17 protein-coding genes, 3 tRNA genes and 2 pseudogenes are annotated in these 24,899 nt (G+C 75.3%); 7 read left to right on the forward strand and 15 right to left on the reverse strand.

What is annotated here, in order from left to right:
* Nucleotides 1-20 precede the first annotated feature (20 nt).
* Together ABT263_RS29435 and ABT263_RS29440 are read right to left on the reverse strand one after the other, a co-directional pair.
* Nucleotides 21-94 (reverse strand) — tRNA-Lys (locus ABT263_RS29435).
* A 147-nt stretch (nucleotides 95-241) separates the two neighbouring features.
* A complete protein-coding gene (locus ABT263_RS29440; protein ID WP_352294932.1) occupies nucleotides 242-1,150 on the reverse strand; it encodes an NADP-dependent oxidoreductase in 909 nt (302 codons plus the stop codon).
* 257 nt (nucleotides 1,151-1,407) lie between these two features.
* On the opposite strand from ABT263_RS29440, the gene ABT263_RS29445 reads away from it, so the two are divergent.
* On the forward strand, nucleotides 1,408-2,991 hold the full coding sequence (locus tag ABT263_RS29445) for a Na+/H+ antiporter (protein ID WP_329487767.1): 1,584 nt from the start codon (nucleotides 1,408-1,410) through the stop codon (nucleotides 2,989-2,991).
* A 257-nt stretch (nucleotides 2,992-3,248) separates the two neighbouring features.
* Nucleotides 3,249-4,910, forward strand: coding sequence for a glucose-6-phosphate isomerase (gene pgi, locus ABT263_RS29450; protein ID WP_352294934.1), 1,662 nt, complete (start codon nucleotides 3,249-3,251; stop codon nucleotides 4,908-4,910).
* 110 nt (nucleotides 4,911-5,020) lie between these two features.
* On the opposite strand, the gene ABT263_RS29455 is transcribed toward pgi, so the two are convergent.
* From ABT263_RS29455 to ABT263_RS29480, 6 genes are all read right to left on the reverse strand, one after another.
* Nucleotides 5,021-5,094 (reverse strand) — tRNA-Lys (locus ABT263_RS29455).
* 144 nt (nucleotides 5,095-5,238) lie between these two features.
* Nucleotides 5,239-5,892 (reverse strand): bifunctional DNA primase/polymerase, encoded by a 654-nt coding sequence (locus tag ABT263_RS29460; protein WP_465606359.1) that lies wholly within the window; start codon nucleotides 5,890-5,892, stop codon nucleotides 5,239-5,241.
* A gap of 78 nt (nucleotides 5,893-5,970) precedes the next feature.
* Nucleotides 5,971-6,378 carry a DUF8844 domain-containing protein gene (locus tag ABT263_RS29465; protein WP_329487764.1) on the reverse strand — a complete coding sequence of 136 codons (408 nt, stop codon included), beginning with the start codon at nucleotides 6,376-6,378 and terminating at the stop codon, nucleotides 5,971-5,973.
* A 213-nt stretch (nucleotides 6,379-6,591) separates the two neighbouring features.
* Nucleotides 6,592-7,947, reverse strand: a complete 1,356-nt coding sequence (locus ABT263_RS29470) for an AAA family ATPase (RefSeq protein WP_352294981.1) — start codon at nucleotides 7,945-7,947, stop codon at nucleotides 6,592-6,594.
* A gap of 8 nt (nucleotides 7,948-7,955) precedes the next feature.
* Complete coding sequence (locus ABT263_RS29475; protein WP_352294936.1) at nucleotides 7,956-9,605, reverse strand: ATP synthase subunit B family protein; 1,650 nt, start codon at nucleotides 9,603-9,605, stop codon at nucleotides 7,956-7,958.
* Nucleotides 9,602-10,930 carry a hypothetical protein gene (locus ABT263_RS29480; RefSeq protein WP_352294938.1) on the reverse strand — a complete coding sequence of 443 codons (1,329 nt, stop codon included), beginning with the start codon at nucleotides 10,928-10,930 and terminating at the stop codon, nucleotides 9,602-9,604. Before ABT263_RS29480 ends, ABT263_RS29475 begins: the two co-directional genes overlap by 4 nt.
* Before the next feature lie 236 nt (nucleotides 10,931-11,166).
* Between ABT263_RS29480 and ABT263_RS29485 the strand changes: the two genes are divergently transcribed.
* Nucleotides 11,167-11,817 carry a histidine phosphatase family protein gene (locus ABT263_RS29485; RefSeq protein WP_352294940.1) on the forward strand — a complete coding sequence of 217 codons (651 nt, stop codon included), beginning with the start codon at nucleotides 11,167-11,169 and terminating at the stop codon, nucleotides 11,815-11,817.
* Nucleotides 11,818-11,898: 81 nt separating this feature from the next.
* On the opposite strand, the gene ABT263_RS29490 is transcribed toward ABT263_RS29485, so the two are convergent.
* Complete coding sequence (locus ABT263_RS29490; RefSeq protein ID WP_352294942.1) at nucleotides 11,899-13,506, reverse strand: NsdA family TPR-like regulatory protein; 1,608 nt, start codon at nucleotides 13,504-13,506, stop codon at nucleotides 11,899-11,901.
* Nucleotides 13,507-13,983: 477 nt separating this feature from the next.
* Here ABT263_RS29490 and ABT263_RS29495 point away from each other — a divergent pair, with 477 nt between their 5' ends.
* Nucleotides 13,984-14,505, forward strand: coding sequence for a hypothetical protein (locus ABT263_RS29495; RefSeq protein ID WP_352294944.1), 522 nt, complete (start codon nucleotides 13,984-13,986; stop codon nucleotides 14,503-14,505).
* Between the two features lie 195 nt (nucleotides 14,506-14,700).
* A complete protein-coding gene (locus ABT263_RS29500) occupies nucleotides 14,701-15,645 on the forward strand; it encodes a spermidine synthase (protein WP_502885884.1) in 945 nt (314 codons plus the stop codon).
* Between the two features lie 141 nt (nucleotides 15,646-15,786).
* On the opposite strand, the gene ABT263_RS29505 is transcribed toward ABT263_RS29500, so the two are convergent.
* The 5 genes and pseudogenes from ABT263_RS29505 to ABT263_RS29525 form a co-directional block, all read right to left on the reverse strand.
* Nucleotides 15,787-16,815 carry a hypothetical protein gene (locus ABT263_RS29505; protein WP_352294948.1) on the reverse strand — a complete coding sequence of 343 codons (1,029 nt, stop codon included), beginning with the start codon at nucleotides 16,813-16,815 and terminating at the stop codon, nucleotides 15,787-15,789.
* A 132-nt stretch (nucleotides 16,816-16,947) separates the two neighbouring features.
* The gene (locus ABT263_RS29510; protein WP_329487756.1) at nucleotides 16,948-17,394 is read right to left on the reverse strand and encodes a DUF4442 domain-containing protein; all 447 of its coding nucleotides are present in this window, start codon (nucleotides 17,392-17,394) and stop codon (nucleotides 16,948-16,950) included.
* 142 nt (nucleotides 17,395-17,536) lie between these two features.
* A tRNA-His gene (locus ABT263_RS29515) sits at nucleotides 17,537-17,612 on the reverse strand.
* Between the two features lie 183 nt (nucleotides 17,613-17,795).
* Nucleotides 17,796-18,398: an oligoribonuclease gene (gene orn, locus ABT263_RS29520; RefSeq protein WP_352294950.1), complete on the reverse strand. Its 603-nt coding sequence runs from the start codon at nucleotides 18,396-18,398 to the stop codon at nucleotides 17,796-17,798.
* Nucleotides 18,399-19,197: 799 nt separating this feature from the next.
* Nucleotides 19,198-20,197, reverse strand: a pseudogene (locus ABT263_RS29525) (helix-turn-helix domain-containing protein); the annotation flags it as partial.
* A 1,149-nt stretch (nucleotides 20,198-21,346) separates the two neighbouring features.
* Between ABT263_RS29525 and ABT263_RS29530 the strand changes: the two are divergent.
* Complete coding sequence (locus ABT263_RS29530) at nucleotides 21,347-22,165, forward strand: GNAT family N-acetyltransferase (RefSeq protein WP_352294952.1); 819 nt, start codon at nucleotides 21,347-21,349, stop codon at nucleotides 22,163-22,165.
* A 236-nt stretch (nucleotides 22,166-22,401) separates the two neighbouring features.
* Here the strand turns inward: ABT263_RS29530 and ABT263_RS29535 are convergent, their stop codons facing one another.
* Complete coding sequence (locus ABT263_RS29535) at nucleotides 22,402-23,313, reverse strand: HAD family hydrolase (protein WP_352294954.1); 912 nt, start codon at nucleotides 23,311-23,313, stop codon at nucleotides 22,402-22,404.
* Between the two features lie 1,117 nt (nucleotides 23,314-24,430).
* On the opposite strand from ABT263_RS29535, the pseudogene ABT263_RS29540 reads away from it, so the two are divergent.
* Nucleotides 24,431-24,865: pseudogene (locus ABT263_RS29540) on the forward strand (universal stress protein); the annotation flags it as partial.
* Nucleotides 24,866-24,899: the final 34 nt, after the last annotated feature.

Here is a 24,899-nt window from a genome sequence, read left to right on the forward strand (position 1 = left end):
AGGGGCCTTCCGGCTGTCTGTGCGCCGCCAGGGACTCGAACCCCGGACCCGCTGATTAAGAGTCAGCTGCTCTAACCAACTGAGCTAGCGGCGCCTGCTGACGCGGAGAACATTACCTGGTCAGCAGCCGAAACTCACAATCGGGGGGCCGAACGGCCCCGCGCCCGGCCCGCCGCCGGGGATCGGGGGCCGGGGATCGGGGGCCGGGGCGCGGCGTCCGGGGATCGGGGGCGCGCCGGGATCACGGGGTGAGCACCACCTTGCCCCGGACGTGGCCGGTGCCGACCATCCGGTGCGCCTCGGCCGCGCGCTCCAGCGGGAAGGTGTCGGCGATCTCCAGCCGCAGACCGCCCGCCTCCCAGAGTTCGACCAGCTCGGCCAGCCGGGCCGCCGTCCGCGGCCCCCGCAGCATGCGCAGGCCGAGCCGCGCGGCGGTCGGGAAGTCCACGATGGTGCCGATCCGGTCCCGGTCGGCGACCAGCTCCACGGAGGCCTCCAGGGCGCCGCGCCCGGCCGCGTCGAAGGCCGCGTCCACCCCCTGCGGCGCCACCGCCCGCACCCGCTCGACCAGCCCGTCCCCGTACCCGACCGGGATCGCGCCCAGCTCACGCAGATAGGCGTGGTTGCGCTCGCTCGCGGTGCCGATCACGGTGGCGCCCCAGGCGCGGGCGAGCTGGACGGCGACCGTGCCGACTCCGCCGGAGGCGCCGTGGACCAGGACGGTGTTGCCCCGGCCGACCTCCAGCAGGGTCAGCGCGACATGGGCGGTCTGCCCGGAGGCGGACAGCGAGCCCGCCTGCTCCCACGGCATCCCGGCCGGCTTGGGGACCAGCTGGGAGCCGTCGACGGTGACGAACTCGGCGTGGCTGTTCAGCGGCCGGAAGCCCAGCACCTGGTCGCCGACCGCCCAGCCCCGGCTGTCGGGGCCGAGCTGGTCGACCACCCCGGCGAACTCGTTGCCCGGGACGGCCGGCAGCTCGACCCGCACGCCCGGCGGCGCCCAGCCCTCCCGGACGGCGAGGTCGGCGGGCTGCACCCCGGCCGCGTAGACCCGGACCCGCACCTCGCCCGGTCCGGCGGCGGGGGTGGGTACCTCGGTCACCCGCAGTACCTCTGGGCCGCCGAACCGGGGGACGGTCACAGCCTTCATCTGGAGCTCCTGCCTCGTGGTCTGCGCTCTCGGTCCTGCCTGCGCCCCGATCATCGAAGGTGAAGCGGACTTGAGGTCAAGGGCCCTCCGGCGTGTTGCGTCAACTGAGCGCATTGTCGGATTTATCCTCGACGGCGGCCCGAGTCGCGCCCGGCCGCCCCCGTCGTCCGCCACCCGCCCGTCGCCACCCGCTCTCCGCCAGCCACCCTCCGCCACCCGCTCCCCGCCACCGATCCGCCGTCGAGAGGAACCTCCCCGTGGGCCAGCTGCCCCTGCTCTTCGTGGTGCTGCTCGCCTCCGTCGTGACCATGCCGCTCGCCCGGCGGACGGGCGTGCCGCAGCCCGTGCTGATGACCCTGCTGGGCATCGTCATGGCGCTGGTCCCGCAGATCCCGGACGTCACCCTCGACCCGGACCTGATCCTCCCACTGGTCCTGCCGCCGCTGATCTTCGCCGTCGCCCGGCGTTCCTCGGTCCGCTACTTCCGGGCCAACATCCGTTCCATCCTGCTGCTCGCGGTCGCGCTGGTGGTGGTCACCACCACCGCGGTCGCCGGCACCGTGCACGCCCTGCTCCCCGCGCTGCCGGTCGCGGCCGCCGTCGCGGTCGGCGCGCTGGTCTCCCCGCCGGACCCGGTCGCCGCCGTCGCGGTGGCCGGCAGCATCGGCCTGCCGCGCCGGCTGGTGTCGATCCTGGAGAGCGAGGGCCTGTTCAACGACGTCACCGCGATCGTCATCTACTCGCTGGCCATCGACGCGGTGGTCAGCGGCGACTTCTCGCCCGGCCACGCGGTGCTGCGCTTCGTGCTCTCGGCCGTCCTCGCCGTCATCATCGGCGTCGGCCTCGGCTGGCTCAACGCCAAGCTCGCCTCCTTCCTGGAGGACCCCACCCAGCAGGTCGCGCTCAACCTGCTGGTGCCGTTCGCCGCCTACACCCTGGCCGAGGAGATCCACGGCTCCGGTGTGCTCGCCGTCGTGGTCTGCGCGCTCTACCTGGCGGAACGCGCCGCGGAGGCCGACGCCGTCTCCTACCGGCTGGTCGGCAACGCCTTCTGGGAGATCGTCGAGATCCTGATCACCGGGGTCGCCTTCGGCCTGATCGGCCTGGAGCTGGCCACCGTCCTGAAGGAGGCCGGCACCGGCTGGACGAGCATGCTCGGCGACGCGGCCGCCGTCATCGCCGTCGTGGTCGTGACCCGGCTGCTCTGGCTGCTGCCGGCCGGCTGGCTCTCCCGGAAGCTGCGGGCCGACGTGGAGGAGGACACCCCGATCAGCTGGCAGGAGAGCGTGGTGCTCTGGTGGTCCGGGATGCGCGGGGTGGCCACCGTCGCGCTCGCCCTGGCCGTCCCGCTGACCGTCGACTCCGGCGAGGGCTTCCCCGAACGCGGCCGGCTGGTCTTCATCGCCTTCAGCGTCGTCCTCTTCACCCTGCTGGTCCAGGGGCTCACCCTGCCGTGGCTGGCCAAGCGGCTGCACCTGGACATCGACCAGGACAAGCACGAGCAGGCGGTGCGCGAGCTCTGGTGGCGGGCCGCCCGGGCCGGGCTCGAACGGCTCGGCGAACTGGAGGAGCAGGACAAGCTGCCCGCCGAGGTCGCCGACCGCCTGCGGGACCGTCAGCACGACCGGCTGGCCCGGCTCTGCCCGGAGAAGTACGCCGAGGAGGAGGCCAGCGAGGCCAAGCTGCGGCTGAGCCAGTGGCGCGCCGCGTACAGCGTCGAGCAGGAGATGATCGCCGCCTCCCGGCGCGAGATGCTGGCCGCCCGCAGCGAGCTCGGCGCCGACCCGGAGCTGGTCGACCGGGTGCTGCGCGGGCTCGACCTCCGCTCCGAACGGAAGTGACGCGCCGTCCGGGGGCGCCGGCGGCGCCCGCGCAGGCGGCCCGGGGGCACCCCGGCGGCGGCCCGCCGGGCCGGTGGGCCGCCGGGCCACGGAGCGTCCCCGAACGGAATGTGCGCAGGTGGTCCCGACGTTGCATAGGCTGGCCCCGGGCAGGCCGTCAACGGAGTCGGCGCACCATCAGTACCCGCACGACCTCGCGAAAACCCTCCCGCCTGGCCCTGCCGGTATCTGCACCCAGATGAAACGAGGAGCCACCGATGTCGGAGACCCGTGCCGACTCCCGCACCCCCCTGGACCGCACCCCGCAGTGGGCCGCCCTCGGCAAGCACCGCGCGGAGCTGGGCGAGACGCACCTGCGCGAGCTGTTCGCCGCCGACCCGGAGCGCGGCCGCCGCTACACCCTCCAGGTCGGCGACCTGCACGTGGACTACGCCAAGCAGCTGGTCACGGACGAGACGCTGACCCTGCTGCGCGAGCTCGCCGAGGCCACCGGCGTCGCCCGGCTGCGGGACGCGATGTTCCGCGGCGAGAAGATCAACAACACCGAGCACCGCGCCGTCCTGCACACCGCGCTGCGCGCCCCGCGCGGCGCCGTCGTCGAGGTGGACGGCGAGAACGTGGTGCCGGCCGTGCACGCCGTCCTCGACAAGATGGCGGCCTTCGCCGAGCAGGTCCGCGCCGGCGACTGGCGCGGCCACACCGGCAAGCGGATCCGCACGGTCGTCAACATCGGCATCGGCGGCTCCGACCTCGGCCCCGCGATGGCCTACGAGGCGCTGCGCTCCTTCGCCGACCGCGACCTCGACGTCCGCTTCGTCTCCAACGTGGACGGCGCCGACCTGCACGAGGCCGTCCGCGACCTCGACCCGGCGGAGACGCTCTTCATCGTCGCCTCCAAGACCTTCACCACCATCGAGACCATCACCAACGCGGTCTCCGCCCGCGGCTGGCTGCTCGCGGGCCTGGACGCCGGCACCGAGGCGGTGGCGAAGCACTTCGTCGCCCTCTCCACCAACGCCGAGGGCGTCGCGGACTTCGGCATCGACACCGCCAACATGTTCGAGTTCTGGGACTGGGTGGGCGGCCGCTACTCCTACGACTCGGCGATCGGCCTCTCGCTGATGATCGCCATCGGCCCGGACGCCTTCCGCGAGATGCTGGACGGCTTCCACCTGGTCGACGAGCACTTCCGCACCGCTCCCGCCGAGGAGAACGTCCCGCTGCTGCTCGGCCTGCTCGGCGTCTGGTACGGGGCCTTCTTCGACGCCCAGGCGCACGCGGTGCTGCCGTACTCGCACTACCTGTCGAAGTTCACCGCCTACCTCCAGCAGCTGGACATGGAGTCCAACGGCAAGTCGGTGGACCGCGAGGGCAACCCGGTGAGCTGGCAGACCGGCCCGGTGGTCTGGGGCACGCCCGGCACCAACGGCCAGCACGCCTACTACCAGCTGCTGCACCAGGGCACCAAGGTCATCCCGGCCGACTTCATCGGCTTCGCCCGGCCGGTCGCCGACCTGCCCGACGGCCTGGTCGCCCAGCACGACCTGCTGCTCGCCAACTTCTTCGCCCAGACCCAGGCGCTGGCCTTCGGCAAGACGCCGGAGGAGGTCGCGGCCGAGGGCGTGCCGGCCGAGCTGGTCCCGCACAAGACCTTCAAGGGCAACCACCCGACCACCACCATCCTGGCCGGGGAGCTGACCCCGTCGGTGCTCGGCCAGCTGGTCGCGCTGTACGAGCACAAGGTGTTCGTCCAGGGCGCGATCTGGAACATCGACTCCTTCGACCAGTGGGGCGTCGAGCTCGGCAAGGTGCTCGCCAAGCGGATCGAGCCGGTGCTGCTGACCGGTGAGGGCGCCGACGCGCTGGACAGCTCCACCGCGGAGCTGGTCGCGCGCTACCGCTCGCTGCGCGGCCGCTGAGCCCGCGGGGTGCCGGGCGGGATCGACCCGTCCGGCACCCCGTACCTGCCCCAGGGACCGGAAAACGCCGGAAGGCCCCTCGCTCTCGCAAGGGGCCTTCCGGCTGTCTGTGCGCCGCCAGGGACTCGAACCCCGGACCCGCTGATTAAGAGTCAGCTGCTCTAACCAACTGAGCTAGCGGCGCCTGCTGACAGAGAAGACTTTAGCAGCGGCGCGCGGCCCGGCCAAAATCGAATACCCGGGGCCGGGGGCGGCCGCGCTCGGCCCACCGGCAGTGCCGGGCTCAACCCACCGGCCGACCGGGCTGAGCCCACCCGCGAGGCCGGGCTCAGCCCACCGGCAGGGCCGTCGAACCGGCCCGCTCGGCCGACTCCCGGGCCGCCCGGACGCAGGCCCAGAGCACCACCGAGGCGCCCGGCAGCCACGGCTCCCTGGCCTCCGGGGCGACGATCCACCGCCCGGCACCCAGACCGGGCGAGTCCGGGCTGTGCAGCATCCGCTGCACCGGCGGGACGGTCACCGCGTCGCCGCGGCCGTGGCAGAGCAGCGGCGGGACGTCCCGGGCCCACTCCTCCCAGGCGAGCAGCCGCCGCAGCCGGGCCGCCGCCCCGGGCCGGACGAACAGCAGCGTGCGCCCCCGGTACACGGCGACCGGGCCGCAGCCGGGGCCGGAGGTCCACAGCTCGTCCAGCACCCGTCGGCCGAACAGGGACGGCATGCTGATCACGTCGAAGGCGCGGCCGCAGGGCAGCACCGAGGGCGCCCACGGGCGCGACTCCCAGAGGGCGCGCATGCTGCGGGGGTACTCGCTGGCGGAGGCGAGCCAGGCCTCCCCGGCCACCGTGACGTACTCCACCGACTGATAGGTCCAGATGTCCACGGACAGCAGAGTGGGGTGTCCGCCGGGTGTCCGGGAGGGAAAGCGTGGTTCGCCGGACAGCACGGCGGGGAGCGGCGTACCCTGCCGCGCCGCATATGCCACTGGCGAGGTTGCCGCCCCGATCGCGGTCCCGCCCCGATCGCGGTCCCGCCCCGATCGCGGTCCGGCCCCCGGGAGGGGTCAGCCCTCGTGGCGGCGGGGCTGGAGCAGGCCGCGGCCGTACTCGATCATCTTGGTCGCGTAGTCCGGCGTCCAGTCCGCCCGCTCGGCGATCTCGGCCTCGGAGAGCGCGTCGAACCGGCGGGTGTCCGCGAGCTGCGCGGCGGCGACGGCCTGGAAGTCGGTGGCCCGCTCGGCGGCCGCGCGGAAGGCCAGCGCCAGCTCGGTGGAACGGCGCAGCAGCTCGGCCGGGTCCTCTATCGACTCCAGGTCGAAGAACCGCTCCGGCTCCGGCTCGGCGAGGTTCGGCTCGAACAGCAGCTGGACCGGGCGCCGGCGGCGGGCGGGCGCTTCACCGGCGCCTGCGCCCGGACCGGCCGGCACGGTCGAACGGCTCGGGTCGGACGCCTGGGCGTGGGAGTCGGGCATGGACGGACACCTCCGGGGGCTCGGTGGGGGCGGACGGCGGCGGCCGGGGAGGACGCCGCCCGGTCCTGGCCGCCGTCCATTGTCTCGCGGCGACTGCCGGTAACGGAACGGTGCGAGTCCGGGCGCTATTCCCTCCCGGCGCGCCGGGGGCGTGCACCCGGCGGGAGGCGCCGCCGACCTGCGGGAGCCGGCCACCGCCCGCGGCCGGCCCGCTCAGCGCGCCAGCCGTACCCGGTGCCCGGCGAGGTGCTGCAGCACCTGGTGGTTGGCCTCCCAGCCGTCGGGGAACTTGACCGAGACGCCCAGCTGGACGGGTTCGGTGGCCGGGTGCTCGTCCAGCAGCTCGGCGATGCCGGCCCGGGCCACCACGATGCACGCGTGCCGGTGCCGGGAGGCGAGCACGCAGAGCCGGCCCGTCTCCAGGTGGAAGGCGGTCGCGTCCGGCCGCCCGGAGAGCGGGTGCAGCACCACCGTGACGTCGTACTCCCGGCCCTGCAGCCGGTTGGCGGTGTCCACCGTGACGGCCGGGCCGGTCGTCGGGTCGACCGGGACACCGGCCTTGACCAGCGCCGCCCGGACGGCCGCCGCCTGGTCCCGGTGGGCCGTGCCGACCGCGATCCGGCCGGGGGCGAGCGGGACGGCGCCCTGCTCGGAGTGGGCCGTCAGACCGCGCTCCAGCAGCCGGCGGACGGTCGCCGCCACGGCGGCCACCGCCTGCGGATCGGTCCGGACGGTGTGCCGGGCGGGCAGCTCCAGCAGCGCCCACCCGTGCTCGGCCGCCCGGTCGATCGCCGCGTCCAGCGCGGAGCCGTCCGGCCGCACCGAGGCGGTGAGCAGCCGGTCGCCGGGCCCGGTGCCGGACCGGAACGGCGTGTACGGGTAGAACGCGTCGGAGATCAGCGGCGCCGCGCTGGCCGGCAGCCGCCAGGAGACCGGCAGCCGGTGCGGCTCGATCTGCGGGTTGTGCGCGAGCAGCGTGACCACGGCGCTGCTCGACGGGTCGTACGACAGCCCCGCCCACTGCTCGGTGCCGACCACCGTGAACGGGTCCAGCTGGCCCGGGTCCCCCACGAACAGGGCCCGCTCGAACAGCCGGGCCACCGCGAGCAGGGCGTCCGAGCGCATCTGGTACGCCTCGTCGACGATCGCGTGCCGCCACGGCGCCTCGGTCCTCACCCACTGCCACTTGGCGGCCGTCGAGACCACCACGTCGTGCTCGGCCAGCTCCGCCACCTTGTCGGAGGGCGTGACGTTGGGGTGCCGCAGCACCTCGGGGCCGGGCCGGGAGTCCGCCGCGTGCAGCCGGCCGATCGTCAGCCCGGGCGCCTTCTCGGCCAGTCGGTCGACCAGGTCGTCCACCTGTCCGTTGGTCTGCGCGACGATCATGAGGCGCTCACCGGCCTCGACCAGCTCCCGGGCGGCCCGCACCACCAGGGTGGACTTCCCGGCGCCGGGCGGGGAGTCGACCACCACACCGCGCGGGGCGCCGACGGCCGGGCGGACGGTGGCCTCCAGGATCCTGGCCACCGCGGCGTCGGCGGCCGCCCCGGGGGCCTGCTCGCTGTTCATCGGCCGGGTCACTCCCACTCCTCGACGGCGGTGGCGGCTGCGGCGCCGGCGGCGGCCGGCCCGGGGGTGGCGGCGGCGCCGGGCGGGCCGCCGTGCGTCCACGGCGTGTCGTCCGGCTCGGGCAGCGGCGCGGACTGGCGGACGGTCAGTTCGAACAGGGTGAAGGTGATCCGCTCGCCGGGCTCGGGCAGGCTGCCCGGCTCCGGCTCCTTCCGGCGCCCCATGCCGGACAGCACCCGCAGGGTGATGGTGCCCGCCACCGGGTCGACCGCGGTGATCACCGCCTTCTGCGGGCTCGGCGCGGCACCGGAGTCCGCGAGGGGGGAGGCCCGGACCCGGTGCGCCTCCCGGCCGAGGTCCGCGTGCGGGCGGTCGGCGGTCCGGACGGTCACCAGCGGACGCGGCTTGGGCGAGCGCCCCGAGGTGTCGTAGTCCGGGACCACCTCGGTGACCACACCCGCGAAGGCCTCGCCGGCCAGCCGGTGCTCGGCCATCGCCAGCGGGTCGTCCAGGGCCTCCTGGACGTCCAGCCGGGCCTGCTCGCGCTCGCGCTGCGCCAGCTTCCGGGCGGCCGTCACGGCGTCGTCCTGCCGGGGCTGCGGCGGCTCGCCGGCCGCCAGCCGGTCCCGGTGGCCGGTGTAGGACCAGCGGTCGCCCGTCCAGCGCTCCGCCAGGTGCCCGGCCGGCGGCAGCTCGCGGAGCAGGTCCAGGCCGTGCCACACGTCGTGCCAGGTGGGCAGCAGCACCCGGGAGAGCACCGCGCGCAGCTGCTCGACAGCCGTCCGGACGGCGGCCCGGGCCTGCTCCGCGTCGGTGCCGCCGGGCTCCTGGGCGGCGTGCGCCAGGGCGGCCGCGGCGGCGTCGTAGCGGGCGATGGCCGGGCCCAGCACCAGTTCGTCGAAGCGCGGGTCGGTGGCCGGGCCGGCGGGCGGGTGGAGCAACTGGCCGGCCCCGTCCCGCGCGGACTCGGCCAGCTCGGCGGCCTCGGCCCCGGTCAGGCCGGCCGGCGGCGCGTGCCAGGCCAGCCGGGCGGCGAGGTGCTGGTCCTCCAGGTGGCTCTGGCCGGTCGCCCAGTGCCGGGAGAGCAGGCCGGTCATCGCCAGCAGCAGGCTGGAGCCGGGCACCTGGGCCCGGTCGGTGAGGTGGGTCAGCCAGCGGCCGAGCAGCGGCACCCGGGCCGGCGCCGGGTAGGGGCCCGGCTCGTCGTCCTCCACGGTGCGGCGGAAGCGGGTGGAGCGGCCGAGCAGGGCGAGGTGGTGCACGCCCGCGGCGTTGGGCACGATCAGCTGCGGCGCGTCGGTGCACAGCTCCCGGAAGACCTGCGTCTTCTCGCCGGTCTCCGGATCCTTCTCGGAACCCTCGACCTGCTCCACCTCGTCGGCGAAGGACTCCAGGTAGGGCAGCAGGTCGGCGGCCAGTTCGGCCAGGAAGTCGAAGCGCAGGGTGCGGTTGAGCGGCTGCGGGACGATGTGCAGCCGGGGCGCCGAGCGGTCGGTGCCCAGCAGCACGGCCAGCGGCGCGCCCGCCTCGCCGGCGGCGGTCAGCGGGACGACCACCATCGGGCGTTCGGCGAGGTGCCGGTGGCGGACGGTGGCCAGCGGCTCGGCCCGGCCGCTGCGGACGGCCTCCAGCCGGGCGAGGGTGCCGAGCAGGCTCATCGGGCGGCTCCGGCCCCGGCGAACGCCTCCGCCGGCGGCTCGGCGAGCGGCCGGCCCAGCGCCTCGGCGCGCAGCGCGGCGGCGTACGCGAGCCGGGCAGCGGCCTCGTCGTTGCCGTCGCCGCTGTCGTCCTCGTGGTTGTCGTCGTGGCCGGCGTCGGCGGGGCTGGCGTCGGCGGCCGTGGTTTCGGGGTGGGCGGCCTCGGGGCGGGGGCCGGTCTCCTCGGCGGCGGCCAGTGCCTCGGTGACGGTCCGGATACTGCCCAACTCACCGCGCACGCCCCGGCCGAGCTGCTCGACCCGGTCCTCGCAGCGGGCCCGGGCACGGCAGTGGAAGCCCAGCTCGCAGGTGGAGAGGCAGTCCGGGCTGTACGCGGCCGGCACCGCCTCGACCGACTCCGCCAGCTGCTCGGCCGAGCGGGCGGGGGCCCCCGTCGGATCCGACGCGAGGTCGAAGCCGGCTCCCGGCGGCAGCGCGTCCAGCAGCCGGCCGATGCCGGTCATCCGGCTGAGCTGGCGGCGGGTGGTGGCCAGCTCGCGCCGGACGTCCACGGTCACCGCGGTCGGCCGGTTGCTGAAGTCCTTCGGGCAGACCAGCAGCACGCTCAGCCGGGGGCTGCCCGGCAGCCGCTGCTCCACGTACGGGTTGCGGTCCGGCTCCCGGCCGGCCAGCGCGGCGGCCGTCTCCTGGAGCGCCAGGACGTAGACGGCGGCCTGGCGGGCGGCGGCACCGACCTTGGCCGGGTCCGCACTGCCGTCCAGCACCGGGAAGGACTTGATCTCGATCACGGTGCACCGCCCGCCGTGCACCACGACCGCGTCCGGCTCCAGGTAGGCGGTGCTGCCGGCCACGGTGAGCCGCAGCAGCGGGTGGTCCAGCAGCGTCCAGGCCTGCGGATCGGCGGCGGCCTCGGCCAGTGCGGCGGTCGTCCGCTCGGCCCGGACCGCGGGGCCGGAGCGGCGCAGCAGATCGGGCACGGCGAGCGGGGCGCCGCCGTCGGCCGGCAGGCCGAGGTGGCGGCGCAGCGGCTCCAGCAGCGCCGTGTAGTCGTCCTCCTTCAGCCGTGACTCGAAGATCACGCCGCGGGCGAGGGCGAACGGGGACTGGCCGAACGGGGCGGGCCGGCCGAGCCGGGCGGCCAGCGCCGACTTGTCGACCCCGGCGGCGTCGAGCACGGCGCGGCGGTGACAGCCCGGATTGGCGGCGAGCGCGGCGAGCGCGCGGGCGTTCAGGCTGCGCTGCGGTGCGGGACCGCGCAGGTCGGCGAGCCGCTGGGCGAGCGGCTCAAAGTGCCCGTGGGACGGGACGTTCGTCGAGACGTTCATGGTGCGGCCCAGTGTCGCACCCGGGTCCGACAATCCGGTCCGGTCCGGCCATCCGCGGCCATCCGCGCCGATTCCGGGCGGCGGGCGGGCGGGTGTGCCGGTCGCCGCCCACCCGGGGGCCGACGCGCTGCGGCGGCGCCCGGGCTCGTAGGAGGTCCGCAGGTGAGGGATCATGGAGTGCCGGTGCTCAATGGTGAGACCGACCGTTGCCACCGCCCCGCTGCGAGGAGCCACTCATGCCCGCCCGAATCGTCCTGGTCCGCCACGGCGAGACCGAGTGGTCGGCCACCGGCCGCCACACCGGCCGGACCGACATCCCGCTGACCGAGGAGGGCCGCGCGATGGCCCGGGCGCTCGGCGCCCGCCTGGCCGAGGCCCCCTGGAACGGCCTGCCGGACGCCCTCGTCTACACCAGCCCGCTCGGCCGCGCCAAGGAGACCTGCGCCCTGGCGGGCTTCGGCGAGCGTGCCGTGGACCAGCCGGAGCTGCTGGAGTGGGACTACGGCCAGTACGAGGGCCGGACCGGCCCGGACATCCGCGCCACCGACCACCCCGGCTGGCTGATCTGGCGGGACGGCGTGCCCGGCGGCGAGAAGCTGTCCGAGGTCGCCGCCCGGGTGGACGGCTTCCTCGCCGGCCTCAACGACGAGCACGGCGTGCCGGACGAGGCGACCACGGTCATGCACGGCGCCGACCGCGACGTGGTGCTCTTCGCGCACGGCCACCTGCTGCGCATCCTGACCGCCCGCTGGCTCGGGCTGCCGCCCGAGTACGCCCAGCGCTTCAAGCTCGGGACGGCGGCGCTCTGCGTGCTGTCCTGGGAGTACGGCGCACCGGCGGTCGAGGTCTGGAACGACCTCAGCCACCTGGAGGGCCTGCAGCACTGACCGGCCGCCGCGCTCCGCGTCCGACGGTCGGTCAGGGGCGGGGCGCGGCCGCGGTACCGGCGATCGCCGGCCCCGGCCCGCTCAGGCGGCCGCCGCGAGGTCGTAGTCGGTCAGGAACCGGCCGACCTCCGGCACCGTCCGGTGCGGGCGCAGCCGCTCGGCGGTGTCCGCCAGCATGCTGCGGATCCGGGCCGAGCGGACCTCGCCGAACAGGGCCACGGCGGCCGTGCCGTGGCCGGCGGCGCCGGCCACGTCCCCCTGGCCGAGGCGGTCGTGCGCCAGCTCGGCGGTGTACAGCACGCGGTTGCGCACGAAGTGCGGCTCCTGGAGGGCTATGGCCAGCCCCGCCTGTTCGCTGGCCCGGTCCCAGTCGCCGAGCGCGGACCAGCACTGGGACTGCAGCCCGGCGATCTCGGCCTCGCCGAAGAAGGACATCCACTCGGGGTCGGCCTCGGAGGGGCCGCGGTCGAACAGCGTGTACGCCCGGCCGAGCGCCCGTTCGCAGGCGGCCCGGTCCTGCAGCAGCGCCCAGCCGCCGGCCTCGCGCATGGCCAGCAGGGAGAGCAGCCGGTCGGAGTCCAGCTGCCGGGCGGCGGCCTGCCCGGCCTGGGCGGCGCGGAGCGCCTCGCGGGGGCGTCCGGCGTCCCGGGCGAGGAAGGCGCTGTTGCAGAACACGTGCGCCTCCAGGGCGGAGTCGCCCGCCATCCGGGCGGTGGCGAGCGCCTCGGCGTAGAGCGACCGGGCGTCCGCCAAGCGGTTCGAGTCGTGCGCCAGCCAGCCCACCGAGATCGCGAGTTCGCCGGCACCGGCCTGAAGTCTTCGCTCCGTCTCGGCGCTGTACTCGCCCTCGTTGAGCAGCACGTAGGCGGTGCGCAGCGACTGCCCGGCCAACTCGAACAGGGCGTCGGCGCCGTACACGTCGTCGGCCAGCCGGATGTCCCGGACGGCCTGCTCGACGTCGAGCACCTCCGCGGCGCCGATCCGGCGGGGCGGAGGCACCGGCCCGGGGCGGCCCGGGACGAAGCCGGTGCCCCGTTCGGGGTCGAACAGGCCCGGGGCGGCGCCGAGTCGGGCGGTCTCCTCGGCCCCGGGTGTGCCCGGGGCGGCGCGGTCGGCGGCCCAGGCCGGCCGGTCGATGCCGATCACGGTGGCCAGCGCGGCCGGGCCGCCGGCCAGGAACGTACGGCGACGCACGTCGTCGTTCTCCTCGTCGAAATGGTGCGGTCCATCGGGACCCCGGAGTGACGCCGGGGACCTCGGCGACGCAGGTCCGTCCGGTGGGGGTGGTTCCGCGTACGGCGAGGCAGCGTACGGGAGTTGGATGGAGTGCGGCGAGCGCGGGGCGGGCAGGGGCGGGAACTGCGGGTGGAGCCGGGGTGGTGCGGAGCCCGCACCGCCGTCCGCCGAGCGGCGGCGGACGGCGGTGCGGGGGGCGAAGCCGAGGTCGGCCAGCGAGCGGTCCGGCCACATGTGCCGGAAGACCCGCTCGTAGGCGTAGTTGGGGCAGCGGATCTCGCCCGCCTCGACCCGCCCTACGTAGCGGGCGTCGCAGGAGACGTGCTCGCCGATCTCGCGGGCGGCCCGTCGTACGGCCATCGCGAACTCGCCCGGCGAACGGTCGCCGCGCAGTGCGCGCATCACGGTGTTGGGTGACGGGCGGTTCGGCTCGGCCGGTGGGGTGGCTGCCATGGTGCGCTCCGTGGTCGTGCGGGGTGCTGGTGCGAAGTGGGGCGGTTCCGGAGGGTGTCGGTCCTGGGTACGGTGGTTCGGCCCGGTGGTGCCGTGCGGCCGGTCGGCCGACCGGGGCCCGCTCGGTCGCGTGGACTCCGCTCGGCCGCGGGTGGCCCGGTGGGGTCGGCCACCGGTGGGCCCCGGTGGGGCTGGATGGGCCCGGGCTCGCCACCGACAGTACCCGGAGTCACCGACTGGACACAGCGCGTTTGTGGATGATGTGCTGTCAATTGCGGTCAAACCGGGCGCTGTTGCCTGGATCTGCCATGAAATGCCATGCCTTGCTGTAAGGCGCCCCGTGGCCTCGACCGTGTCCCCGGCGTTGTCCTGTTACGTGGAAGCCCCGGTCGTCGCCCAGGCCCACCGCCCGCAGTGGCGGCCCCCGCCCCGGAGCAGCGGCACTTCCGATCGGACGAGGTGACAGGAGAGCCCGTGATGGCCATCGGAGTACCGCAGTACCACCGCCTGGTCGCCGGAGGGGTGCTGGCGGCCGCCGCCCCCGCCCTGCTGCCCGAGGCGGCCGACGACCGCGGCCCGGGCCGCGGGCCCCTGGAGGGCGGCCGGGCCCCGTGCGGCGGCGGCAGCGGGCCGGCCCGCCGGCTCGGCGCGGAGGGCGGTGTGGTGGTCACCGGCTGCGACACCGTCACGGTGGCGCTGCGGCACGGCCTGGAGACGGTCGACATCCTGCGGCTGCGCCGGGCCTGCGGTGCGGCGCTGCAGAGCCGCAACGGCAGCACGGTCTCCTTCTTCGTCCCGGCCGGCACCTGCGAGACGTGGCACCTGCCCGGCAGCTCGTGTACCGCCGGCGCCCTGCTCCTGCCCGCCACCGATCCGCGCTGGGTGATGCCACCGGTCGGAGCGGACTTCGCCGCCCGTCCCACCGACCCCTGGGTCCTGCGTTCGGCGCTCTGCGAGGCCGCCTGCACCCTGACCGCCGGCGGCCTCGGACCGTTCTGAGACCCGTTCCGAGGCCCGCCCGGAAGGCCCGTATCGAACGGTGCCGCCCATGCTGCCCGGGCCGCGGAGACACGTCGTGCCCGTCGTCGGGCGGGGCCACCCGGACCGCTTCCGGACCGGCCACCCCCTCTCCTCCTTCCGCCGGTCCCTCGCTGAGCTGCGGAGACCTTCGGCACGACGGCGATAATGGCCGGTATGGGACGAAGCAGCAGGGCCGGCCGCGGCACGGACAAGGGCCGTACCGACAAGGGCCGTACGTCGGCGGAGCCGCAGCCGGCGGTCACCGGCCCCGGCGGCCGCACGCACGCCCAGGGGGCGCTCGCCCGTCCCGTCGACTCCGGGCTGGCCGAACTCCGCCCGGACCGCGACCGTTCCGCCGCCTGGTCGCTGCTGATCGACGGCGCCCCGCAGTCGATGGTCGACCTCGCCGACCCGACCCACCTGGGCTTCGAGTACCAGCGCCGGCTCGGCCACCTGATCGACCTGGTCGCCCCGCCCGGCCGGCCGGTCACCGTCCTGCACCTCGGTGGCGGCGCCCTCACCCTGGCCCGCTACGTGGCGGCCACCCGTCCGCGCTCCCGCCAGCAGGTCGCCGAGATCGACACCGCGCTCACCGAGTTCGTCCGGACCGAACTCCCGCTGGAACGCGGCTGGCAGATCAAGGTCCGCGGCGCGGACGCCCGCAGCGTCCTGGAGCGGACCCCCGAGGGCACCGTCGATCTGGTGATCGCCGACGTCTTCTCCGGCGCCCGCGTCCCGGCCCACTGCACCACCGTCGAGTTCACCGCACTGGCCGCCCGCGCGCTCGTCCCGGGCGGCTGGTACGCCGTGAACATCGCCGACGGGTCGGCCCTGTCCTTCGCCCGCTCGCAGATCGCCACCCTCGGTGCGGTCTTCCCGGAGCTCTGCCTGGTCGCGGACCCCGCCGTGCTGCGCGGGAAGCGGTTCGGGAACCTGATCCTGGCAGCCGCGCACACGTCCCTCCCGATCGCCGAACTGAGCCGCAAGGTCGCCTCGGACGCCGCCCTCGGCCGGGTCGAACACGGCCGCGCGCTGGCCGACTTCGCCGCCGGTGCGGCGCCCGCCACCGACGTCACCGCCGCCCCCTCCCCGGCCCCGCCGCCGGAGGTCTTCCGGTAGACGTCGGGGCGCGCCCGGCCTGCGCCGCCCGGCTCTCGTCCCGCCCGTCTCCCGCCCGCCCGTCTCCGGGCGGTCGGCGGGAGCCTGAACGCAGGTCCTGGACGCCTGCACATCTCAGCGCCTGGGCGCGCAAGGGCCGGCTCAGTGCCCGCGCGGCAGCCCCCGGTGCTTGCACATCGCGGCACCGGTGAGCAGCAACCCGGCCGCGATGGGCGCCAGGACGGCTGTCCCGGTGCCGGAGAGGCCGTGCCCGGTGAACTCGGCGGCCGTGCCGGTCACGGCCGGGCTCTCGTGCGGCGCGGACCGGTCGGCGACGGCGGTCCGGGCGCTCTCGCCGCCGCCTGCCCCGGAGTGACCCGCCGCCTGCGCCCGACGGTCGGCGGCCTCGTGGTCGGGCAGCGGAGCGGCGGAGCCGTGCGACCCGGTGGCCGTCGGGGCGGACGGCCCGGCCGGAGCGCCGCCGCCCCCCGTCCGACCGGGTTCGGCGGCCGGCTCGCCGGTGTCGGCGTCCCGGGAGGCGCGGGTCTCGGCGGAGCGGGTCTGGACCGGCGCGGCGGCGAGCAGTCCGGAGGCGATCGCGAAGGCGTCCGGGACGGAGGCCCGCTGACCGGGCAGCGGCAGGTCGCCCGCTCTGATCCGGTCCTGGAGCAGGCCGGTGACGGGTGCGGCTGCGGCGCTGAGAGCAGGCACGGGCACGGCCGCGGTGGCCGGTTCGGCGAGCCGGCCGAGGACGCCGGGCGACGCGGCCAGCCCGGGCGGCGTCCGGCCGGGGGCCGCCCGGCCCGAGCCCGACTGTCCGGCGGGTGCCAGATCGGCGGGTGCCAGATCGGCGGAGGGCCGGCGGGCGGCTGCCTGCCCGGTCGGCACCGGACCGGGGGAGTGCGACGCCGCACCCTGACCGGCCGCGTCCACGGGGTGCCCGGCTGACCCCCCGTCGAGGACCGGGCCGCCGTCCAGCGTCCGGCCGACGGTGCGGCTGACGGGTTCCGGCAGCGGCCCGGCCGCCGCCGCGTAGGCGCCGGCCGCTCCCAGGCCCCAGAGCTGTGCGAGGAGCGCCCCGCCCGCGGCGACGACACGCGGGCGGGGCAGCCACCGGCCGCCGGGGCGCCGGGCGGCACCGACGGCGCGTCGGACGGGTTCCGGGGCCTTGGTCGCGTGATTGGCTCGCACGTGAGTTGAGAACGAGCGAACGGGCCGTGAGGTCACGGGCGTCGTCACGGACAGTCATCACGCGGACCAGGTGTCATCGGCTCGCCGGTCCCGCCGGCGGACCCGGTGACCGGGCCAGGGCTCCTGCGGGGATCAGGAGTTGGGGCGCAGCGTCCAGATGACGGTCATGATGCCGGTCACGGCGCCGTCGGCACGGGTGATCTCGACGGTGACGGGGAACTCCGGCCGCTCGCCCTTGTCGAGCTCGGCGACGATGTCCGCGGCCGGACGGCCCAGCACCGCGGTGGCGGTGACCGTGCCCATGGCCAGCTTCTTGTAGGAGATCTCGGCGCTCACCGCGAGCGGCACGGCCCGCGAGAGCTGGTCACCGAAGGCGCCCAGCACGATGCAGCCGCTCGCCGACTCGGCGAGGGTGAACATCGCGCCGGCGTGCGGGCCGCCGACGTGGTTGTGGTACTCGGGCTGGTCCGGCAGCCGGAGGACGGCACGCTCCGGCGTCGTCTCCAGGTACTCCAGCTTGAGGGTGCGTGCCATCGGCACGGTCGAGTCGAGGAGCTGGCCGATCGAAGGTGTGGTCATGGCAGCAATGTTACTAGTCGGTAGCTTCTGGCGGCAGACCTCCCGGGAGGGAAACCACGGGAGTCGGGGGGAGGCGGGAGGCCGCGGGAACGCGAAAACGCCTGAGGGGCCGATCTCTTGAAGAGATCGGCCCCTCAGGCTCTGGGGTGAGTGACGGGACTTGAACCCGCGGCCACCTGGACCACAACCAGGTGCTCTACCAACTGAGCTACACCCACCATCTGTCCGGCTCGTTCCCGCTCTTCGCGTTCCCGTTCCGACAGGAAGAACAATACAGGATCCGGAAGGGTGCTCGCGCCAGGGTTTCCATCAGCCCGGTGCGGGCCTTTCCATCAGCCCGGTGCGGACCCCTCCCGGGGCGGGCGGCGGCCTTCGCGTCCGGCCCGGGAGGTGCGGACGGGTCAGTCCGTCGGGGCGTGGTACTTCTCGGCGATCGCGCGCGCGGTGTCGGTGTCCGGGCCGGGCTGGGGGACGAACACCGCCTCGCGGTAGTACCGCAGTTCGTCGATGCTCTCGCGGATGTCCGCGAGCGCCCGGTGGTTGCCGCCCTTCTGCGGGCTGTTGTAGTACGCCCTCGGGTACCAGCGGCGGGCCAGCTCCTTGATCGAGGAGACGTCGACGATCCGGTAGTGCAGGTGCCCCTCCAGAGCCGGCATGTCCCGGGACAGGAAGCCGCGGTCGGTCGCCACGGAGTTCCCGCACAGCGGCGTCCGCCCGGCCTCCGGCGCGTGCTCGCGCACATAGGCGAGGACGAGTGCCTCGGCCTCGGCGAGCGTGACGCCCCGCTCCAGCTCGTCGAGCAGCCCGGAGGAGGTGTGCATGGTGCGTACCACCTCGGGCATGTTCGCCAGGGCCTCGGCGGGCGGGCGGATGATGACGTCGACGCCCTCGCCGAGGACGTTCAGCTCGGAGTCCGTCACCAGCGCCGCGACCTCGACCAGGGCGTCCCGGTCGAGGTCGAGGCCTGTCATTTCACAGTCGATCCATACCAAACGGTCATTCACGCCACTCACCCTACGGCGCGATCACGCGCCACGGGCACCGAAGGAGCCGAGCGGGGTGCCGGGGCGCAGGACTCGGAGCCGTGCGCGTCCTGACCGTGGCCGTCCGGCTCGTGCGCCTCCCGGGCCGTACCGGCCTGGTGGGCGGGGTGGACCGGGTGCGCCTGGTGACCGTCCCGGGCGGGACGGGGGTCACGCGGCTCACGGGCCCCGTCCGGGCTCGCGGCCCGGCCGCCCTGCGGTCGGACCTGGGGGCCGCGGGCCTGGCGGGCCCGACCCTCCGGCGTCGCCGGCGCGGCCGACGCCGACGCCCGGCCGGTGGCCGCACCGTGCCCCCGGCCGCCGGAGCCGTCCTCCGACGGTCGCTCGGCCGCGCTGCGGTGCCCCTGCCCCTGACCGCGGGCCCCGGGCTGCGGCTGACCGTCCTCCGCCGCGGCGTGCTCCGCCGTGCGCGGCGGCCGGCCCGCCCCGGGACCGGCCTGCGGCGGGACCAGGGGCGGCCGCGCCGGGCCCCGCCCCGTCCCCGGCTGGCCGGAGTGCGGCTGGTGGGCCGCCTGCGGATGCGGGTAGGGCTGGGCGGCACGAGCGTGCACCCCCTGCCCGGACGGCTGGCCGTGCTGGCCCGGGCCGCCGGAGGGGTACGGCAGTGCGGGTGCCGGCCCGTGCTGGCCGGGGACCACCCCGCCCGCCGCCGTGGCGGCGGCCGCCAGGGCCGCCGCGGCATGGGCCGCGGCCGACGCCGGCACGGCACCGGCCAGCCGGAGGTCACCGGCGTGCAGCGGCGCCGGCGTCGGCGAGGCCGAGCCGGGGCGACGAGCCCGGTAGCTGGTCCGGTACGCGGCCGGCGAGACCCCGAGCTGGCGCCGGAAGTGCCCGCGCAGCGCCACCGGCGACCGGAAGCCGCAGCGGCGGGCGACATCGTCCACCGACAGCTCCGACGTCTCCAGCAGCCGCTGCGCCTGGAGCACCCGCTGGGTGATCAGCCACTGCAGCGGGGCGCTGCCGGTGAGCGTGCGGAACCGGCGGTCGAACGTCCGCCGGCTCATGTAGGCACGCGCGGCCAGCACCTCGACGTCGAACTGCTGGTTGAGGTTCTCCAGCGCCCAGGTGACCACCTCGGCGAGCGGGTCGTTGCCGATCTCCTCCGGTAAAGACTGATCGATGTACTGGGCCTGGCCTCCGCCGCTGCGGCGGCTGGGCACCACCAGCCGGCGGGCCAGCGCGTTGGCGGCCTCGGCGCCGTGGTCGCTGCGCACCACGTGCAGGCAGAGGTCGATGCCGGCGGCGGTGCCGGCCGAGGTCAGCACGTCACCGTCGTCGACGAAGAGCTCCCGCGGGTCGACGTGGACCCGGGGGTAGCGCTTGGCCAGGGTCGGCGCGTACATCCAGTGGGTGGTCGCGGGGCGGCCGTCCAGCAGGCCGGCGGCGGCGAGCACGAAGGCGCCGGTGCAGAGGCCGATGATCCGCGCGCCCTCGTGGTGGGCCTTGCGCAGGGCGGTGATCGCCTCGACCGGCGGCGGCTGCGAGATCGAGCGCCAGGCCGGGACGACGATGGTGCCCGCCCGGGCGAGCGCCTCCAGCCCGTACGGAGCGGAGAGGGTGAGGCCTCCGGTCGTGGCCAGCGGCCCCTCCTCGCCGGCGCAGACCAGCAGGCGGTAGCGGGGCACTCCGGCGTCCTGGCGGTCGACGCCGAAGACGGAGAGCGGGATCGAGCTCTCGAAGATCGGGGCGCCGCCGAAGATCAGCACCGCGACGGTCTCGCGCCGGCGCCGGCCCGAGAGCTTCCGGGGGGCGGCGGACATCAGGGGGACCGAGGGGCCGTTCAGGCCGGACCCGCCGCCGGCGCCGTAGCCGCCGTGGCCGTTGACGCCCTGGCCGCCGTGGCCGCCCTGGCCCTGGCCGTTGGGGCCGCCGCCGTTCGCGTTCTGGCCGCCGTGGCCGCTCTGGCCGCCCTGGCCCTGGGAGCCGGGGCTGTGGCTGTGGGGGCCGTGGAGGTTGGGGCTGTGGCCGCCCGAACCCTGCCCGCTCGGACCCTGGCCGAAGGTGCCTCCGGGCAGCCCGGCGGGCGTCGTCGCGGCGCTCGGACCGGTGGAGGCCGGGAACGTCGCGTCCGAGCCCGGATGGCCGAGCGCCCGGCCGAGCTGGTGCCCGCCGGGCTGGGCGCCGGACTGAGCTCCGGGGTGACCGCCAGGATGGCCGGGAACCGACGGGCCGGCATGCCCGGCCGTCCCCTGGCCCTGGAGACCGCCATGGCTGACGACGGGTCGGCTGACGGGCCGTCCGGCATGCTCCGGGGCGCCCGAGAAGGTGCCTGGACCGGAGCCCGCTGGTGCGGAGGGGGTGTGTGAGGCCAGTGAGGCCGGAGTGTTCACCGAGGTGTACGGGACGTATGGGGCGGCGCTGGAGGTGCCGGCGGAGCGGGGGTTGGCAGCGGTGGCCGAAACGCCGGTGCCTCTCACGGACCGACCCGCGATATCGGCCACGGCCTGGTCGCTGTCAGGACCCGCGTCGCTCCTGCTCACCCTGCTCAAGGCGCTCAAGCCCCCTCGGTGGTGTGGTGTGGTGGTGCGGCACTGCTGGCCAAGATCGAATCTATCGGGTGGACCGTTGCCGTTGTGACAAGTTCACCATCCGACGCTATGTCGACATGGCAATTTGGCGTGATGCATTCGATCACGAAGCGTGGCACCCGTCGACCCTTCTGGGAAGGGGGCCGGTACAACGGTGGCTGGTTGTCGCGGGGCCGGTCCTGGGGTGCCCCGCTTCGGCGTACCCGGCCGGCGGGTCTGGGCTGCGGCTTTGCCCAAGGGCGAGGGAGTCGCACGAGATTGACCGAAAATAGGCGGTGCACGGGAGGGCGCACGCCTCTCGAAGTGTGCGCCTCCCTGGCTCCATCCGGCCAGTGCCAGGGCCGCGGATCGGACGCCGGGCGCCCGCGCTACCGTCCTGTCGTGAACAACCTCAGCCGGCTCGAACAGGCCAACGACAACGCCGCCGCCTTCTGGCTCGCCCAAGCGCGCGCCCACGGGTGGCAGCACCTCATCCGTCCCGGGTTCACCGCGGTCCGCTGCGCCCGGACCCCGGACGACGCCCACCGCATCGTGGTGACCCGTCCCTATGACCAACCAGCCGTGCTGGAAGACGAACTGGCGGCCCTGCTGGAGGAGTGGTCCACCACCCGGCTCACGCTGGAGGACCCCTACCTCGGACTCGACATGTCGCGCCACGGTTGCGCGCACGGCCGGGCGATGCCCGTGATGGTCCGTGAGCCCGGCGCGCTCGAAGCACCCTTGCTCGGCGCGCTGCCGTCGACGGGCGCCCGGGTCGGCGGCGACCTGACGGTCGATGAGGCGCTGGACGCCGACGCCTTCGCCGAGGTCGAACACGCGGTGGTCGACGGCTTCCCGATCGAGGACCGCCAGCCCTGGATACGGGGTGTGATGCTGCCCGAGCGCCTCCTGCACGAGCCCGGTTGCCGGGCCTGGCGGGCCAGGATCGCCGGTGAACTGGCCGGCGCCTGCCTGACCTTCGACGACGGCCGCGCCACCGGGGTGTACTGGGTCGCGACACTCCCCGAACACCGCTCCCGGGGTGTGGCCCGCGCCGTCCTGGAGACGGCCCTGGCCGCCGCGAACCCCGACCGCCCGGCGACCCTGCTCGCCACCGCCCTCGGTGAACCGCTGTACCGCAAGCTCGGCTTCACCGTGGCGGGCCGTAGCCACTGGTGGACGAGGACGGCCCCCGCGGAGTCGGCCCCCGCGCAGCCGTAGCAGGCCGCATGCCCGGTCCCGTGTGCCCGGCCCCGTGTGCCCGGCCCCGCGCGCCGAGGTGAAGGTGGCGAGCAGGGCCGGTCGGTCGCCGCGGTCGGTCGTCGGGCGGTCCGGCGCCGGGCGCAGTCGGGCCCGGGCCGTCCGTCCGGCCGGCGACTCACCCGGCCGGTGTTCCCCGGACGCTCCTTGGCGGTAGGTCGGCCACGGGTGACTGCGGCAACTCCGGCTGAACGGTTTCAGACACGGACGGCCACCACGGCGGCCGGAGCGCCGCTGTCCGGGCGGCCCCCGGGAACAGGCGCACGCGGGCCGTCCAGGGCGGAAAGCGGGGCCTGCGCGCCGGTTCGCGCGCCGGACAGCGCTGCTGCGGGCGCCGCCCCGTCGGCGGGCCCCCGGAGCCGCCGGCTGCCCCCCATCGCGGCCGTGCCCACTGCCCGCCGGTGGCCCGGTCCGGCGGCCCGGATGCCGGGCCTGGGGCCTGGCGCGCTGCGTGCGGCGAGTACCTGCCCGACGGCCTCCGGCAGACCGGCCGCCTTGAGGGTCGGCCGGTAGCCCGGCTCGGCCCAGGGGCGGCCGTGGTGCAGCCAGACGCTGCGCAGCCCGGTCAGCTCCGCGCCGGCGATGTCGGCGGGGGCGTGGTCCCCGACCATCCAGGTGTTCGAGGCCCAGTCGCCGGTGGGCGCGATGCCGCACCGCTGCGCGGCGATCTCGAAGATCAACGGGTCCGGCTTCACGCACTCCGCCTCCTCCGAGATGACCCAGCCGTCGACCATCGGTCCCAGCCCGGTCCGGCGGATCTTCTCCAACTGCGGCCGGGTGTTGCCGTTGCTGACGATGCCGAGCGTCCACCCGGCCGCACGCGCCGCCCGCAGCGCGTCGATGTTGCGGGAGGGGCAGTGGATGTGGGAGTTGATGCCGCGTCGGAAGTGGGCGAGCAGGAAGTCGAGAGAGTCGTCCAGGCCGTAGCGGCGCTGGATCGCGGACAGTACGGTGCTGCGCGGCACGTACCCGCCGCCGTCGATGGTGACCAGCCAGTCGAGGTCGTCCGGCGGGAGGCCTCGCTCGGTCAGGAAGTCCCGGGCCCAGGCTCGGAAGGCTGCGTCCCTGGGGAGCAGCGTGTTGTCGAGGTCGAACAGGAGCAGCGGCATGTCGTGCATGGTGCCAGCGGCTGCGGGTATGCACGTGGCAAATGCCAGGCAGCGTCGCGAACCCGTGCGAATTGGCTGAAACGGATAGCGGCAGGCGTGGCAGGGATGGGGCCGGGGTTGGAGTGCGGGGCAGCTGCTCGGGGCGGGGAGACGATCCGGGGGAGGTGGAGGTGGCCACAGCGGTTCGGCGGCGGACCGGTCGGCGCGAGGCCCACCGGGAGCGGCCCGACGGTGGAACGCTGCGCGCCCCGGAGCCGGGCAGAGGACGGCCTGCCGTCGATCCGGACGCGGCGCGGGGGTGGACCCGGATGCGGCCCGGTCCGGGGGGCCGAGGGATGGCGGCCGGGGGACGGCGCAGAGGGCGCGGCACGGCGCACGGATTGTGGGCCGTGGCGGCCTCGTTCGGACGCCCTGCGACGCCGGTTGCCGATGTCGGGCGGCGACGGATCGTTGTCGATCAATGACAGTCCGGTCACGGTGTCCCGGTGGCCTGTTGCATCGCTCCGTTCGCTCAGTCAAGCTCCAGAGACCCTCCTTAGCCGGAGGGGGCGCGACCGCGCGCTGGCAGGGGGCGCATCGCCGGCGGCGGGCGCATCCTCCATTCGCGGTAACAAAGCCGTTCCGAGGCTTTGCCGCTGGGCTGAGTCTCCTGCCCGTCGTACTCTGAAAGGAACAGGTCACAAACGGTGGTGCTCGGCGCAGACCGACGTCTTCCCGCGTGCGGGCCTGCTGCCCGGGCAGCGTTGTCCTCTCTTGTCGGCCCATCTTCCTCGAAGAGCCTTGAGCCATGGCTGGTTTTGAGTCCTCCCGACCGGTTGAACCGGATGCGGTCCGCAGCGCGGGCGCAGTGCCCGGGGGAGACAGTGGTTGTGCACAGACCGGAGTCGGCGCGGACCCTGACGTGGGCGCGGACGCCGTGGATATCCGGGGATTCTCCCGCCTGCTTCGCACTATCGCGCGCCGGGGCCGCTCCGGCTCCCGCCAGCAGCGGGGCGACCACCGGCCCGACCCGGCGGAGTCCGCGATGACGGGCCGCCTGGGGCCGGGTGCCGACCACCCAGGAGGCTCCGGCCTGCCGAGCGCCGCCGGCGAACCCACGGTGCAGCAGAAGCCCGGCGGCTCGTGCGACCCCGCCTTCCAGCACGGCGTGGTGGTGGGATTCGACGGCTCGCTGTCGAGCGAGCGTGCCCTGGCCTATGCGGTGGGCATGGCTCGTCGCTCGAAGTGCGGGCTGGTGATCGTGCACGTGGCCAATCGCCTGCCGGCCACGGTGTGGGCGGGCTGCGAACCTCCCGTCTTCGTCGACCTTCCCGATCACCGGACCGAGGTGCTCGGTCTGGAGCTCGCCTGCGCGGACTTCCTCGCCGGGGTGCCCTGGATCCTGGTCGAGCGGGGCGGTGACATCTGCCATGAGATCGAGGAGGTCGGCCGCGAGTACGCCGCGGACGCGATCGTCGTCGGCAGCACGCACGGCCTGCTCGGCAAGATCTTCGGATCGGTCTCCGGTCGGCTGGCCCGTCGCGCCAACCGTCCGGTGATTGTGATCCCCTGACGGTTCATCGGCTATTAGCGCTGATTCGGCGGCT

The organism is Kitasatospora sp. NPDC001603 (genome assembly GCF_040298365.1).
GTDB lineage: Bacteria > Actinomycetota > Actinomycetes > Streptomycetales > Streptomycetaceae > Kitasatospora.